Genomic DNA, 14,524 nt, shown 5'->3' on the forward strand with positions numbered 1-14,524 from the left:
GATCGGTCCTTAGCGCGCGGTGGTGGATGCGTCGGCCGCCGGCGCCGTCGCCCGCTGCCCGCCCGCATCCTGCGGGGCCGAATTGGCCTTCCCGGCGGCTGCTGCGTCGGAGCCCGGCGCCGGCGTGGCGCGCTGGGCCTCGGGCGACGCGGCTTGGCCGGCCGGCGTGGAGGCGGGGGCCTGCGCGCCCGCGCCGGTCGCGTCCGTCTTGCCCGCATCCTTGGACAGGCCTTCGGCCGCTGCGCCGACCGGAGTCCAGGGCGTCGGGGCCACCGGCGCGCCGGGGCCGATCTTCTGGAAGCCGTCGGCGATCACCTTGTCGCCGGCCGCCAGCCCCTGCGAGATCACCGAGCGGTTGCCGACGACGCGAACCACCGTGACGGTGCGCTGCTCCACCGTATTGTTGGCGTTCACGAGATACAGAAAGGCCTGGCCCGACGTGTCGCGCTGCACGGCCTGATTGGGCACGGCCAGCGCCTTGGCGTCGATGCCCTGGTCCACGGCGACGCGGACATAAAGCCCGGGCAGGAGTGTGTCGTCCGGGTTGGGGAACTCGGCGCGCAGCGTCACCTGACCGCTGGTCTCCTCCACCGTGGATTCGGAGAAGAGAAGGCGGCCGGGATAGGGATACTCGCTGCCGTCGTCGAGCTTCAGGCGCACCTGCGCGACGTTCTCCTCCAGCTGCGTCAGCTGGCCGGTGCGCAGCGCCTCGCGCAGGCGCAGGAGCTGCGAGACGGGCTGCTGGATGTCGGCATAGACGGGGTCGAGTTGCTGGATCGTGGCGAGCGCCTCGGTGCCCGTGGTGCTGACCAGCGCGCCTTCGGTGATCAGGGCGCGGCCGATGCGGCCGGAGATCGGCGCGCGGACCGTCGCATAGTCGAGATTGATCTGCGCGGCGCGCAGCTGCGCGCGGGCGGAGGCGAGATCGGCCTCGGCCTGGCGCTGCGTGGCGACGGCAGTTTCCAGATTGGCGGTGCCGACCGTGTTGCGGGCGACGAGGGCCTGGGTGCGCTCGGCATCCTGGCGCGCCTGCGTCAGCACCGCGTCAGCCTTGGCGACGCCGGCCTGCGCCGATTCCACCGCGACCTGGAAGGTCGCCGGATCGATCTGGAACAGGGGATCGCCCTCGTCCACGTCGGAACCCTGCTCGAAGACGCGCTGCACGATGATGCCGCCGACGCGCGGGCGCACCTCGGCGATGCGCGTCGGCGCGATACGGCCGGGAAGCTCGGACGTGACGGCAATCGGCTCGGGGCGCACTTCGACGATGCCGACCGGCGAGGGAGGGGGCGCGCCGCCGGCTCCCTGCTGCGCGTTGGCGGTCTTCGTCTCGCCCTGGCAGCCCGACAAGGCCAGAAGCCCGAGCGCTGTCGCCATGAACAGGGTGGGTGCAGAAACTCTCATAAGACCGCCTTGTTTGCCGGCTGCGCAGAGGCCGGCCGAGACTCATATTGCCGTGCAACATACATGCATGTATGAAACTAAACAAGCGGATTGGAAGGCAGGCGAACCATGAGACGCACCAAGGCGGAGGCAATGGAAACCCGTTGCGCGATCCTCGATGCGGCGGAGGCGATGTTCTTCGAGAAGGGCGTGTCGCGCACCACCCTGGCGATGATCGCCGAGGCCGCGAACGTGACGCGCGGTGCCATCTACTTCCATTTCGCCAACAAGAACGCCCTGTTCGAGGCCATGCTGGAGCGCGGTCGCCTGCCTCAGGAATGCTTCGTCCAGCTGGACGACCTGCTCCGATCCGAGGACGATCCGCTGGAGCGGATCCGATCCAACGCGGTGGACGCGCTCGACTTCATCAGTACGAACGCCCGCGCGCAGAAGGTTCTCACGATCATGCTGCTGCGCTGCGAATACGTGGCGGAGATGGAGGAGATGCTGGTGCGCATGCGCGAGGCGGACGAGGAGATGCTGAGCGTCATCCGCCTGGCGTTCCAGGAGGCCTCGCGGCGCGGGCTGATGCGGGCGGACTGGACGCCCGAGGCCGCAACGACGACGGTTCAGTGCGCCATGAGCGGGCTCATCACCCAATGGCTGCGCTCGGGCTTCGGCTTCGACCTCGTTTCGGTCGGTCGGCGCACGCTGGAGTGCCTGTTCGATTCGTTTCGCAGCACCCCGGCGGGGGAGGGGAGGCCGGACGGCCGGCCGGCTCTGGAGCAGCGGCCCCTTCAAGCCTGAACTCGCCGCAAGCGGCACGCATGAAAAAAGCCGGAGGCGGAGCCCCCGGCTTTGGCTTTGTCCGCGTCTGGCTGCGGCCCGATCAGATCGCGCTGGAAGCCAGGCGACGATTGATGAAGAGTGCCAGAAGCGTGAACACCGCGCCGGACAGGAGATAGGCGCCCGAGAAGACGAGGCCGAGATTGTCGGCGATGGCGAGCGCGGCCAGCGGCGCGAAGCCGGCGCCGAAGAGCCAGGCCAGGTCCGAGGTAAGGGCCGAGCCGGTGTAGCGATAGGCGCGCGGGAAGTTCGCCGCGAGAGCGCCCGAGCACTGGCCGAAGGACACGCCCAGGATCACCGAGCCGATCACCATGTAGATGGTCTCACCCACCGCGCCGCCGTTCAGCAGCAGGGGCGCGAGGCCGCTGTAGAAGGCGATGGCGCCGGCGCAGACGCCGAGAACGCGGCGGCGGCCGAAGCGATCGGCCAGCGGGCCGGACGCGATATGCGCGATCGTGCCGAACACGGTCGCGACCAGTTCGATCAGGAGGAAGCGCGCGACGCTTTCACCCGCGAAGAGCGTGACCCAGGACAGCGGAAACACCGTGACCATGTGGAACAGCGCGAAGCTCGCCAGCGGCACGAAGGCGCCGATCACGATGTTGCGACCGTTCTGCGAGATCGTCCTGCGAACCGACGACGGCTGCAACTCGCCGCGCTCGAACAGCTCGCGATAGTTCTCGGTCAGAACGATACGCAGCCGGGCGAAGAGCGCCACGACGTTGATCGCGAAGGCGACGAAGAACGGATAACGCCAGCCCCAGCCCAGGAAGTCTTCCTGCGTCAGGTTGGTGATCAGGAAGTAGTAGAGCGCGCTGGCGACGATGAGGCCGAACGGCGCGCCCAGCTGCGGCAGCATGGCGTACCAGCCGCGCTTGTTCTCCGGCACGCTGACCGCGAGCAGCGGGGCGAGACCATCCCAGGTGCCGCCGAGCGCCAGACCCTGGCCGAAGCGAAGCACGGCGAGCGTGACGACGGAGGCGAAGCCGACGCTGGCGTAGCTCGGCAGGAAGCCCATGACGATGGTCGAGCAGCCGAGGAGGAAGAGCGCCGTGGTGAGCTTGGCGGCGTCGCCATAGCGACGGTGCATCCAGGTGAAGAAGATCGTGCCCAGCGGCCGGACCGCGAAGGCCAGTGCCAAGAGCGCGAAGGAGTAGTAGGTTCCCGTCACCGGATCGACGAAGGAAAAGACCACCGCCGGGAACACCAGCACGGAGGCCAGCGCGTAGACGAAAAAGTCGAAGAACTCGGCCGTGCGGCCAATCAGCACTCCGATTGCGATCTCGCTCGGCCTGACTTCTCCGTGATGCGCGTTCGCGACGCGCGCATCCCTCTCAAAAGCGGACGGAGCGGCCGCCGCGGTGTTCGAACTCATTTTTGATCTCGCTCCTCATCTTTAGACATGGTGGAAACATTCGCGTTTCCGTCATCGATGCCACCTTGAATATAGGCCTCGGCGGGCTTAACGAACGCCTCATAAACGATTTGCTGCGATGCAGCTAAGAAAAGCATGCAAGCGACCCCATTTCGCTGATTGGACCGCGACCTTGAGCCGATATCGCTTCCTAGCCCTCGCACCGCTTCTCCTCCTGATCGGCGGCTGCAATGCCGTGCTGCTGAACCCGGCAGGCGACGTCGCCGTCCAGAAGCGCGACCTTCTCTATATCTCAACCGGGCTGATGCTCCTCATCATCATTCCGGTCATCGCTGCGACGGTGATCTTCGCCTGGCGCTACCGCCGCGGCAACAAGGATGCGACCTACGATCCCGAATGGAACCATTCGACGCACCTGGAGCTGGCGATCTGGTCGGCGCCGCTGCTCATCATCATCTGTTTGGGAGCGCTGACCTGGACGGCGACCCACCTTCTCGACCCCTACCGACCCCTGACGCGAATCGCCGAAGGCCAGCCGGTGACGCCCGAGATGAAGCCCCTGGAAGTGCGCGTCGTTTCGCTCGACTGGAAATGGCTCTTCATCTACCCCGACCTCGGCATCGCGACCGTCAACGAGCTGGCCGCGCCGGTGAACACGCCCATCAACTTCAAGCTGACCTCGGCCAGCGTGATGAACGCGTTCTTCGTCCCTTCCATGGCCGGCATGATCTACACGATGGCCGGTATGGAGACGCAGCTGCACGCGGTGATGAACAAGGAAGGGGTCTACGAGGGCATGTCCTCGCATTATAGCGGCGCCGGGTTCTCGAACATGAAGTTCAAGTTCCACGGCCTTGCCCAAGGCGATTTCGACGCCTGGGTCGCCAAGGTCCGTTCCGAGGGCCAGCCGCTGAGCCGCGAGCTGTTCCTAGAGCTGGAGAAGCCCAGCGAGAAGGAGCCGATCCACTACTATTCGAGCTTCGCGGACGGGCTCTACAACGCCATCCTCAACAAGTGCGTCGCCCCCGGCAAGATGTGCGCCGACGAGATGATGCATATCGACGCGATGGGCGGGGCAGGGGTCGACAGCCACGAAAATCGCGAGCGTCTTCTCTATGACAACCGGCGCGCCGTGGCGGGCGACGAGCCTTCGGGCGCGACCTTCCCGGCCAGCGGTCGCCTGCCGCACAGCGACGACCAGCCCCAGGGAATGCAGCCCGACCAGCTGAACCCGCAGGTCAACCAGGACGGAACGAGCACGCCGCCAGTGCAGGGGCATTCCGGCCACACGATGCCCAACAGCGGCACCGGCGCTGCGCCGGCGCAGCTGAACCAGACGAACTAACAGAGCACCGTGTCGCGCCGTCCCGGGTGCGACGCCAGACGATGCCATCGCACGAGTGCCAGAGATGCAAGACAACTCCGATCTCATACGAATGATCTTCGGGCGGCTGACGTTCGAAGCCTTCCCGTACCACGAGCCGATCGTGGTCGTGACCTTTGCGGTCGTCGCGCTCGGCGGGCTCGCGCTGCTCGCCGCGCTGACCTATTTCAAGCTTTGGGGCTATCTCTGGAAGGAGTGGTTCACCAGCGTGGACCACAAGAAGATCGGCATCATGTACATGGTGCTCGGCATCGTCATGCTGCTGCGCGGCTTCGCCGACGCCATCATGATGCGCCTCCAGCAGGCCATCGCCTTCGGCGGGTCGGAGGGCTATCTCAACGCCCACCACTACGACCAAGTCTTCACGGCGCACGGCGTCATCATGATCTTCTTCGTCGCCATGCCCTTGGTGACGGGTCTCATGAACTTCGTGGTGCCGCTGCAGATCGGCGCGCGTGACGTCTCCTTCCCCTTCCTGAACAATTTCAGCTTCTGGATGACGGTTGGCGGCGCGGTGCTGGTGATGCTGTCGCTCTTCGTGGGCGAATTCGCGCGCACGGGCTGGCTGGCCTTCCCGCCGCTATCGGACGCCAACTACAGTCCGGGCGTCGGCGTCGACTATTATATCTGGGGCCTTCAGGTGGCCGGTGTCGGCACGCTCCTGTCAGGCGTCAACCTGCTCGTGACCATAATCAAGATGCGCGCGCCGGGCATGACCCTCATGAAGATGCCGATCTTCTGCTGGACCTCGCTCTGCACGAACGTCCTGATCGTGGCCTCGTTCCCGGTCCTGACGGCGGTGCTGGCGCTCCTTTCGCTTGATCGCTACGCCGGCACCAACTTCTTCACGAACGATCTCGGCGGCAATCCGATGATGTACGTGAACCTCATCTGGATCTGGGGCCACCCCGAGGTCTACATCCTCATTCTGCCGGCCTTCGGCATCTTCTCCGAAATCACCTCGACCTTCTCGGGCAAGCGCATCTTCGGCTACACGTCGATGGTCTACGCCTCGGTGGTCATCACGATCCTGGCCTATCTCGTCTGGCTCCATCACTTCTTCACGATGGGCTCGGGGGCGAGCGTGAACTCGTTCTTCGGCATCACGACGATGATCATCTCGATCCCGACGGGCGCCAAGATCTTCAACTGGCTGTTCACGATGTATCGCGGCCGCATCCGGTTCGACGTGCCGATGATGTGGACGATCGCCTTCATGATCACCTTCGTGATCGGCGGCATGACGGGTGTGCTCCTGGCCGTTCCGCCTGTGGACTTCGTGGTCCACAACTCGCTGTTCCTGGTCGCGCACTTCCACAACGTGATCATCGGCGGCGTGCTGTTCGGCCTCTTCGCCGGCATCAACTACTGGTTCCCGAAAGCCTTCGGCTTCAAGCTGAATGCCTTCTGGGGCAAGATGAGCTTCTGGTTCTGGGTGGTCGGCTTCTACTTCGCCTTCATGCCGCTCTACGTGCTCGGCCTGATGGGCGTCACGCGTCGTCTGCGCGTGTTCGACGATCCCTCGCTCCAGATCTGGTTCGTGATCGCGGCCTTCGGCGCTGCGCTGATCGCGCTCGGCATTGCCTCCTTCCTCATGCAGATCTTCGTCAGCATCCGCGACCGGCACAAGCTGGTGGACGTCGACGGCGATCCCTGGGGCGGGCGCACGCTGGAGTGGGCGACCTCCTCGCCGCCGCCGGCCTACAACTTCGCCTTCTCGCCGATGATCCACGAGAACGACGCTTGGTGGCAGATGAAGCAGCGCGGCTACGAGCGCCCGCTGGAAGGCTTCAAGCCGATCCACATGCCGCGCAACACCGAGGCGGGCGTCGTGATCGCCGGACTGAGCGTGGTCTTCGGCTTCGCCATGATCTGGTACATCTGGTGGCTCGCCGCGCTCAGCCTGGTCGCGATCGTCGGCTACGCGATCTACCACACGTTCAACTATGACCGGAGCTACCACATCCCGGTCAGCGAAGTGATCGCGACGGAAGCCGAGCGGACCCGTCTCCTCTCGAAGGTGAAGCACGCATGAGCACGAGCACCTTGCACGCGGCGCAGGGCGAAGAGAACCTGAGCTTCTACGTCGCCGACGAGCACGAGCATGCCGAGGGCTCCAGCACGATGCTGGGGTTCTGGATCTACCTGATGAGCGACTGTCTCATCTTCGCCTGCCTGTTCGCCGTCTATGCCGTTCTCGGGAACGCCTATGCGGCGGGCCCGAGCCCGCGCGACCTGTTCGACCTGCCGCTGGTGGCGCTGAACACGTCGATGCTGCTCTTGTCCTCGATCACCTACGGCTTCGCCATGCTCTCCATGGCGAAGCGGGACGTTCGCTCGGTTCAGGTCTGGCTGGCCATCACCGGCCTATTCGGCCTCGCCTTCCTCTCGATCGAGCTCTACGAGTTCTGGCACCTCATCCACGAGGGTGCGACGCCCCAGCGCAGTGCCTTCCTGTCGGCCTTCTTCACGCTGGTCGCCACCCACGGCCTGCACGTGACCTTCGGCCTGATCTGGCTGGTCACGCTTATGGTCCAGATCCGTCAGCGCGGCCTCGTGCCGGCCAACCAGCTTCGCCTGTCGTGCCTCAGCCTGTTCTGGCACTTCCTGGACGTCATCTGGATCGGCGTCTTCACCTTCGTCTACCTCATGGGAGTGCTTCGATGAGCACCAACGCCCCCTCGACCAAACACGCCGCCCTGGCGGACGGCGCGGGGAAGGGGCCGACGGACGATCACGGCCATCTCGACGGCCATGGCCACGACCATGGCACGATGGGCGGCTATGTCACCGGCTTCCTTCTGTCGGTCATCCTGACGGCCATTCCGTTCTGGCTCGTCATGTCCGACGTGCTTCAGGATCGCGCGCTCACCGGCATCATCATCATGGGACTGGCGGCGGTGCAGATCGTCGTCCACATGATCTTCTTCCTGCATATGAACGGGAAGTCGGAAGGCGGCTGGACCATGACCGCGCTGGTCTTCACGGTCGTGGTCGTGGTGATCGTCCTCGCCGGTTCGCTCTGGGTCATGTACCACATGAACACGAGCATGATGCCGATGATGGACATGGGCATGACGCCCTGACCGAACGGATCGGTGCCGCCTGACCGAGTTCAGCGGCAGCGATCTCTTCCATCGTTTCGCGCGGCGACCCGCCGCGCGAAACCGCTTGAGGTGGCCCGTGAAAGGACCACGATGCCCCGCCGTTCCCGGATCGTCCTTCTCGCCCTGTCCTTGCCGTTGATCGCGGGCCTTCTCGGCCTCGGCATCTGGCAGGTCGAACGCCGCGCCTGGAAGCGCGATCTGATCGAGCGTGTGGACCAGAGGGTTCACGCCCCGGCCGTGGGGGCGCCCGGCCCTTCGCAGTGGTCGTCGCTCGATCCCACCGACGACGAGTATCGCCACGTTCGGCTGACCGGCACTTTCCTCCATGATCGCGAAACGCTGGTGCAGGCCCTCACGACGCTGGGGGGCGGCTTCTGGGTGCTGACGCCGCTCCAGGCGCCGGACGGTTCCATCACCCTCGTCAATCGTGGCTTCGTGCCGACCGAGCGGCGCGATCCCGCCTCACGGCCGGATGGTCAGGTGCAGGGTATTCAAACGTTCGAAGGGCTCCTGCGCCTCAGCGAGCCCGGCGGGCGCGTCCTGCGCGCCAACGAACCCGAGGCCGACCGCTGGTTCTCCCGCGACATCGACGCCATCGCCGCGCGGCGCGGGCTCGAACGCGTCGCGCCCTTTTTTGTGGACGCCGATGCCGCGCCCAATCCGGGCGGCGTTCCCGTCGGCGGCTTGACGGTCGTTCAGTTCAACAACAACCATCTCGTCTACGCCCTGACTTGGTTCGCGCTGGCGCTCATGCTCACGGCGGCGGTCGTTTACGCCTGGCGGCACGATCGCAAACCTGCGTGAAGGCCTGACGCGGCGCCGGCTCGAGACGCCCTGCAGGGCTCGCCCGCCCGCCGTTTCGTTGCTACATCGGGGCGGGGACAGCGAGCGATCGGGGGACGTATGACACTCGGCTCGAAGCGGAGCGGGCGGGCGGCGGGGCGAATGGCTCTTGCGCTGCTGGCCTCCGGCCTGGCGCTCTCGGCCTGCGCGAGCCGGCCCTATGCCACGCTCGTTCCGGTCGAGCGCAGCGTTCCCGGCGCGCATAAGGTGGACATGCTGGTGGCCACCACGCGCGCGCCGTCGACCGTGCCGGGCGTCGTCTTCTCCGGTGATCGTGGACCGGAACTCTCTTTGGAAAACATCATCGTCTCGATCCCGCCCGATGGCGCGCGCAAGGCGGGCGAGGTCGTTTATCCCAGGCCGAGCGCGCCCAACCCGGCGCGGGAGTTCGTCGCGCTGCGCATCGATCCGATGAGCCAGAAGGACACCGATCGCTGGTTCGAACAGCGCAAGTCGCCGAGCGGGCGGCTTCTGATCTTCGTCCATGGCTTCAATTCGAGCTACGAGGAAGCGGTCTTCCGCTTCGCCCAGATCAGCTACGATTCGGGAGCCGACGCCGCGCCGATCCTGTTCACCTGGCCCTCGCAGGGCTCAATCTTCGGTTATCTCTACGACCGCGAAAGCGCCAACTACTCGCGCTCCAGCCTGGAAAAGGTGATCGAGGCGGCGGCGGCGCGCAAGGACGTGACCGAAATCACCATCATGGCGCATTCCATGGGAAGCTGGCTGACCATGGAAGCCCTGCGCCAGATCGCGATCCGAAAAGGGAGCCTGCCGAGGAAGCTCGGCCATGTCGTTCTGGCCTCCCCCGATCTTGACGTCGACGTGTTCCGCGAGCAGCTGGACGAAATCGGGCCGGACCAGTCGCGCATCACGATCTTCACCTCGCAGGACGATCGTGCGCTTCTGGTTTCCCGGCGCCTCGCCGGCGGCGTCCAGCGCCTGGGCGCGGTGGACCTGACCAAGCCGGATGTGCAGGCCGCCTTCGCCCAGCGCGGCATCACGGTGGTGGATCTCACCAGCATCCGCACCGGCGACAGTCTCAATCACACGAAGTTCGCGCAAAGCGCCGAGGTCGTGCAGGCGATCGGACGGCGTCTGATCGCGGGGCAGAAAGTGTCGGAAGGCAGCCCGGGTCTGGGCGAGACGCTGGGCGCGGCGGCGATCGGCACGGCGCAGGGCGTCGGCTCGGCCGTGAATGCTGCGGTGAACGCGCCGGCGGCGATCGTCGATCCCGGCGCACGCCAGAGGTTTGGGCGCAGCATCGAGGATGTCGGCCGCAATATTGGCGGATCGCTTCAGACCGTGACGGGCAATTGACGCGATCAAAAAAGGCCCGCCCTTTGGGGGCGGGCCGTCTTGGGTGGACCGTCAGGCCGCTCGGCGCACCGGGCGGCTCGGCTGAGCCGTCGTCTCGCCGGGGCCAGGCAGGCGCGACAGGAAGGTGAAGGCGAGCACGGCCGACAAGGCCATGAAGCCGCCGACGATCGTCATGGGAACGCCATAACCGCCGGTCCAGTCCTTCACCGCGCCGGTGATGTAGGGAGCGGCAAAGCCCGCCATATTGCCCATCGTGTTGATGAGCGCGATGCCGGCCGCCGCGCCCGCGCCGGTGAGGAAGCGGGCTGGGAAGCTCCAGAAGTTCGGCAGCGCCGAGAAGATGGCGCAGGCCGTGAGCGTGATGACGGCGATCGTCGCGGTCGGGCTCTGCATGGAGAGCGCGAGCGGAATCGTCACCGCACCGAGCACGGCGGGAATGCCGATGTGCCAGGGTCGCACGCCGCGACGCGAGGCATCCCGGCTCCAGAGAATGAGAGCGACGGCCGCCGGGAGATAGGGGATCGCGGTGATCAGCCCGCGCTGCATCACGGTGAACTTGGTGCCGAACTGAGCCTCGAAGCCGCCGATGATGGTCGGCAGGAAGAAGCCGAGCGCATAGAGCCCGTAGATAAAGCCGAAATAGATGAGCGCGAGGGTCCAGACGCGGCCGTCCCGCAGCGCCTTGCCGGAGATGTGGCCGCCCGAGGACTTCGTCTTGTCCTCGCGGGCCAGCTCTTCGTTCAGCCAGGCGCGCTCGGCCGGTGTCAGCCATTTGGCGTCGTTCGGCGTGTCCGGCAGGTAGAAATAGGTGACGATGCCGATGATGATGGCCGGGATTGAGACGCCCGCGAACATGACGCGCCAGCCTTCGAGGCCGAAGAGCCCGTGCATGTCGATCAGGAGCGAGGCGAGCGGCGCGCCGATCACCGTGGTCAGCGGCTGCGCGACATAGAACACGGCCAGGACCTTGGCGCGGTGGCGCGCCGGAACCCAAAGGCTGAGGAACAGGATCGCGCCGGGAAAGAAGCCGGCCTCGGCGATGCCGAGCAGGAAGCGAAGCCAATAGAGCTGTGTGCCGGTCTGCACGAAGGTGAAGAGCAGCGAGACGATGCCCCAGCTCACCATGATGCGCGCCAGCCAGCGCCGCGCGCCGAACCTGTGAAGGGCGAGGTTGCTGGGAATTTCCAGGAGGATGTAGCCGAAGAAGAAGATGCCGGCGGCGAAGCCGAACTGCGCGGCCGTGAGACGGAGATCCTGAGTCATGCCGTTAGGACCGGCGAAGCCGATGGCGGTCCGGTCCAGGAAGTTGATGAAGAACATCAGTCCGAGAAACGGCACCAGCCGCCAGACGATCTTGGAAATTGCCGATGTCTCAACATCGGATTGCACTGCTGCCATGTCTGCCTCCTCCTTCAGGGCAAGCGCGGTCGTTCCGCCCGAGCATGTCGGGCGGTCGCGTTTCGTCGGGTCTTCGGTCTCGGTGCGGATGGGAGAGGGGTCAGACCCCGTCGCGAATCCGCACGAAATAGTCGTCGTGGCCGACCTGGCCGCCCTTCAGCGCGATCTCCAGCCCGTGGAAGGCGGGGTTCTCGCTATGGGCGGTGGACACGGGCGAGCCGGGTGTCTCGGCCAGCGGCATGCGCGGCGTCAGGGCATGGACGCCGAGCTGGCGCAGCGCGTGGCTCGACGTGTCGCCGCCCGCGATCACGGCGCGCGACAGGCCGGCCCCGCGCACGAGATCGGCCTGCAACCGCCCCAGACCGCGCCCGATCGCATGGCGCGCGCCCTCGTTGCCGGCGATCTCGGCGCCGAGATCGCTCTCTGGCCCAAGCGCGGTGTAGACGATGACGCTTTGGCCCGCCGCCAGGTGCCCGAGCGCCTGCGTGCGGGTGGCTTCGATCCCCGCGCTGTCGCCGGCCACGAAAAGGCGCGGGTCGAGGGCGATGGCGGTGAACCCTTGCGTTTCGGCAAAGCGGATCTGGCGCTCGGTGGTGGGGGAGCAGCTTCCCGAAACCACGGCGAGGCGCTCAACGGGCTCCAGCGGGTCGAAACCGCCGGCTTCCGTGATCGTCCCATCCTCGCGCCAGCTTTCCGCCAGCGCATACTCGACGCCGGACGAGCCGACCACAAAGCGCGAGCCCTTGGCCGCGAGGCGGCGAAGCTGCCGCCCGGCGGCGCGCTGCGTAGCGGGGTCGAGCACGTCGATCAGGAGGGCGCCCGGGGCGGACGCCAGGGCCGCGTCCACCCGCCCGTCGGCCTCGCCGTCCGTAAGCGCGAGATGGTCGAGGAGGGCGATGGAGACGGCGGTCTGTTCGGCGAGATGCCGGCGGAGGTTCGCCTCGTGCATGGGGGTGACGGGATGGCGGCTCATGACCGGGTGCCGGTCGATGCGGAAGACCTCGCCGCGATAGGCGGCGAAGAGCTCGCCGAAGGCGGTGTAGCGCTTGAGCTGCGGCGCGCCGACGAGGATCGGCACGGGCAGCCCGCCGAAGGCGGCATGGCCGATCTCCAGCGCGCGGCCGATGGAGCCGATCGCGGGCGAGGAATCGAAGGTCGAGCAGACCTTGTAATGGGCGATTTCCGCGCCTTCCGAGGCCATCCAGAGAAAGACGGGCGTCAGGTTCTCGTCCATCCAGCGCGGCGTTTCGCTGCGGCTCGTGCCCGCGACTCCGATCGCCCGGGCATGGGGAAAGCGGGCGCGCTGGGCTTCGGTCGGCACGTCGAGGAAGAGAACGGTCTCGACGCCGCGTAGCGCCAAGGCCTCCATCACGTCGGTCGAGCCGGTGAGATCGTCGCCGTAGAAGGTGAGAAGAAGGGGGCTCGTCATGGCAGGCTCCATTCGGGTCGTCACGCGCCGGCGCCGGAGCCGAAGGTTTCCAGCGAGGCCTTCAGTTCGGAATGGGTTCGGGCATGGGTTTCCAGCGAAATCCCGGCGGTGGCCGCATCCCAGGCCTGGCGGACGGCGCGCACGCCGGCTCCGGGGCCGCCGGGATGGCTGACGACGCCGCCGCCGCAGAGGTACATGATGTCCGTGGTGCGCAGGGCCGCGAAGGTCGCCGGCGCTTGGCCGCCCCACTGGCCGGAACAGACCACGGGCAGCGGCTTGTCGGCCTCGGAGAAGATCGGCCGGCCCAGCGCCTGGAACGAGCGCACGAAGGATTCGTCCGGCTCCCAGTATTTGGCCGCGATGCCGTTGATCTGAAACTGGTCCACCCCGAGCAGGCGCCAGAACTTCTCGTAGACGGCGAAATCCATCCCCAGCGAGGGGTGCCGGGTGAGGATGTCCCAGCCGTTGCGATGGGCGTGGAGCACGAGGCGGGAGCGCCTGCGCAGAAAGCTCATGGCGCCCATGCCGATCGAGTTGATGTTGACGACGGCCGCGTTGCCGCCGGCCTCTGCGACAAAATCGTGGTTTCGCATCATCTCGTCGGGGTCGGTAGCCGAGATGCCGAAGGCATACATCACCTTCTTCCCGGTGCGCTGCTCGTGGTCGAGAATGACGGGCATGATCGCCTTCACCCGCTCCGCGAGTGGCGAGTAGCCGGGGCTCATCAGCTTCTCGTCGTCCTTGATGAAATCGACGCCGGCTTCCACCAGCTCCTTCACCATGGTGGCGCTCTCGCTGGGGCTAAGGCCCAGCGCGGGCTTCACGATCGTGCCGATGATCGGCCGTCCCTCGACGCCCGTCAGGCGCTTGGAGCCGGGAATGCCGAATTGCGGTCCGGGATAGGCCTTGGCGAAGGGAGCGGGGAGTTGCAGCCCGGTGACACGGATGCCGCTGAAGCCCTTGATCGAATAGGTACCGCCGATCGCGATCGTCATCAGCGCGGCGAGATCGGTGCCGATCGCCTCGATGGGAAAGGCGATGTCGGCCTCGCCGCAGTTGAAGCTCTGGACGGACTTCAGGTCTTCGTGCGTGCGGCCGAAGGCGGGCTCCGACACGGGATCGAGCCGGCGTACCGCGAGCACACGGGCGGCGACGCGCGCCTTGAGTTCGGGCGTTTCGCCGGGCAAGGGAACAAACGTGCCGGTGGACTGGTCGCTGGCGATCTTGGTCGCCATCTTCTCGACGCTGCCCGGCGTTTCGATACGATAGGTGAGAACGATGCTATCGGACATGTCGGGTCTTCCCGCTGAGGGCTTTGCGGCGCACTCTTTCGCGCGCGAAACTTAGTCTCTGTTCTCGACACGCCATGCTGGTATAATCATCATACCAGACGGTTGCGCTTCGCATGGAGCGATGACCGAGATGTGATCTCCGTCCGA

General features: G+C 66.2%; 12 protein-coding genes. 7 read left to right on the plus strand and 5 right to left on the minus strand.

The genetic code is table 11. From position 1 onward, the window contains the following. Nucleotides 1-9: 9 nt before the first annotated feature. A complete protein-coding gene (locus M673_RS08595) occupies nucleotides 10-1,404 on the minus strand; it encodes an efflux RND transporter periplasmic adaptor subunit (protein ID WP_061975351.1) in 1,395 nt (464 codons plus the stop codon). Between the two features lie 108 nt (nucleotides 1,405-1,512). Here M673_RS08595 and M673_RS24590 point away from each other — a divergent pair, with 108 nt between their 5' ends. Next, a complete protein-coding gene (locus tag M673_RS24590; RefSeq protein WP_082639255.1) occupies nucleotides 1,513-2,190 on the plus strand; it encodes a TetR family transcriptional regulator in 678 nt (225 codons plus the stop codon). Nucleotides 2,191-2,272: 82 nt separating this feature from the next. Here M673_RS24590 and M673_RS08605 read toward each other — a convergent pair whose 3' ends face one another. After that, the gene (locus M673_RS08605; protein WP_061975355.1) at nucleotides 2,273-3,604 is read right to left on the minus strand and encodes an MFS transporter; all 1,332 of its coding nucleotides are present in this window, start codon (nucleotides 3,602-3,604) and stop codon (nucleotides 2,273-2,275) included. Between the two features lie 172 nt (nucleotides 3,605-3,776). On the opposite strand from M673_RS08605, the gene cyoA reads away from it, so the two are divergent. The 6 genes from cyoA to M673_RS08635 all read left to right on the plus strand — a co-directional run bounded on the left by cyoA (nucleotide 3,777) and on the right by M673_RS08635 (nucleotide 10,258). Beyond that, nucleotides 3,777-4,949: a ubiquinol oxidase subunit II gene (gene cyoA / locus M673_RS08610; RefSeq protein WP_061975357.1), complete on the plus strand. Its 1,173-nt coding sequence runs from the start codon at nucleotides 3,777-3,779 to the stop codon at nucleotides 4,947-4,949. Nucleotides 4,950-5,013: 64 nt separating this feature from the next. Then, nucleotides 5,014-7,023, plus strand: a complete 2,010-nt coding sequence (cyoB, locus tag M673_RS08615; RefSeq protein WP_061975359.1) for a cytochrome o ubiquinol oxidase subunit I — start codon at nucleotides 5,014-5,016, stop codon at nucleotides 7,021-7,023. Continuing rightward, nucleotides 7,020-7,655, plus strand: a complete 636-nt coding sequence (cyoC, locus tag M673_RS08620; RefSeq protein WP_061975361.1) for a cytochrome o ubiquinol oxidase subunit III — start codon at nucleotides 7,020-7,022, stop codon at nucleotides 7,653-7,655. The genes cyoB and cyoC overlap by 4 nt, the downstream gene beginning before the upstream one ends. Continuing rightward, complete coding sequence (gene cyoD / locus M673_RS08625; protein ID WP_061975363.1) at nucleotides 7,652-8,074, plus strand: cytochrome o ubiquinol oxidase subunit IV; 423 nt, start codon at nucleotides 7,652-7,654, stop codon at nucleotides 8,072-8,074. Before cyoC ends, cyoD begins: the two co-directional genes overlap by 4 nt. Before the next feature lie 111 nt (nucleotides 8,075-8,185). Next, nucleotides 8,186-8,899, plus strand: coding sequence for an SURF1 family protein (locus M673_RS08630; RefSeq protein ID WP_061975365.1), 714 nt, complete (start codon nucleotides 8,186-8,188; stop codon nucleotides 8,897-8,899). Nucleotides 8,900-9,040: 141 nt separating this feature from the next. Further along, entirely contained in the window at nucleotides 9,041-10,258 is a 1,218-nt protein-coding gene (locus M673_RS08635; RefSeq protein ID WP_244493049.1) for an alpha/beta hydrolase, read from the plus strand. A 51-nt stretch (nucleotides 10,259-10,309) separates the two neighbouring features. Here the strand turns inward: M673_RS08635 and M673_RS08640 are convergent, their stop codons facing one another. The 3 genes from M673_RS08640 to oiaX all read right to left on the minus strand — a co-directional run bounded on the left by M673_RS08640 (nucleotide 10,310) and on the right by oiaX (nucleotide 14,377). Beyond that, nucleotides 10,310-11,656, minus strand: coding sequence for an MFS transporter (locus M673_RS08640; protein ID WP_061975369.1), 1,347 nt, complete (start codon nucleotides 11,654-11,656; stop codon nucleotides 10,310-10,312). 100 nt (nucleotides 11,657-11,756) lie between these two features. After that, the gene (locus M673_RS08645; RefSeq protein WP_061977745.1) at nucleotides 11,757-13,085 is read right to left on the minus strand and encodes a four-carbon acid sugar kinase family protein; all 1,329 of its coding nucleotides are present in this window, start codon (nucleotides 13,083-13,085) and stop codon (nucleotides 11,757-11,759) included. 20 nt (nucleotides 13,086-13,105) lie between these two features. Further along, the gene (gene oiaX / locus M673_RS08650; protein ID WP_061975371.1) at nucleotides 13,106-14,377 is read right to left on the minus strand and encodes a 3-oxo-isoapionate-4-phosphate decarboxylase OiaX; all 1,272 of its coding nucleotides are present in this window, start codon (nucleotides 14,375-14,377) and stop codon (nucleotides 13,106-13,108) included. Between the last annotated feature and the right edge of the window lie 147 nt (nucleotides 14,378-14,524).

The organism is Aureimonas sp. AU20 (assembly GCF_001442755.1).
Classification (GTDB): domain Bacteria; phylum Pseudomonadota; class Alphaproteobacteria; order Rhizobiales; family Rhizobiaceae; genus Aureimonas.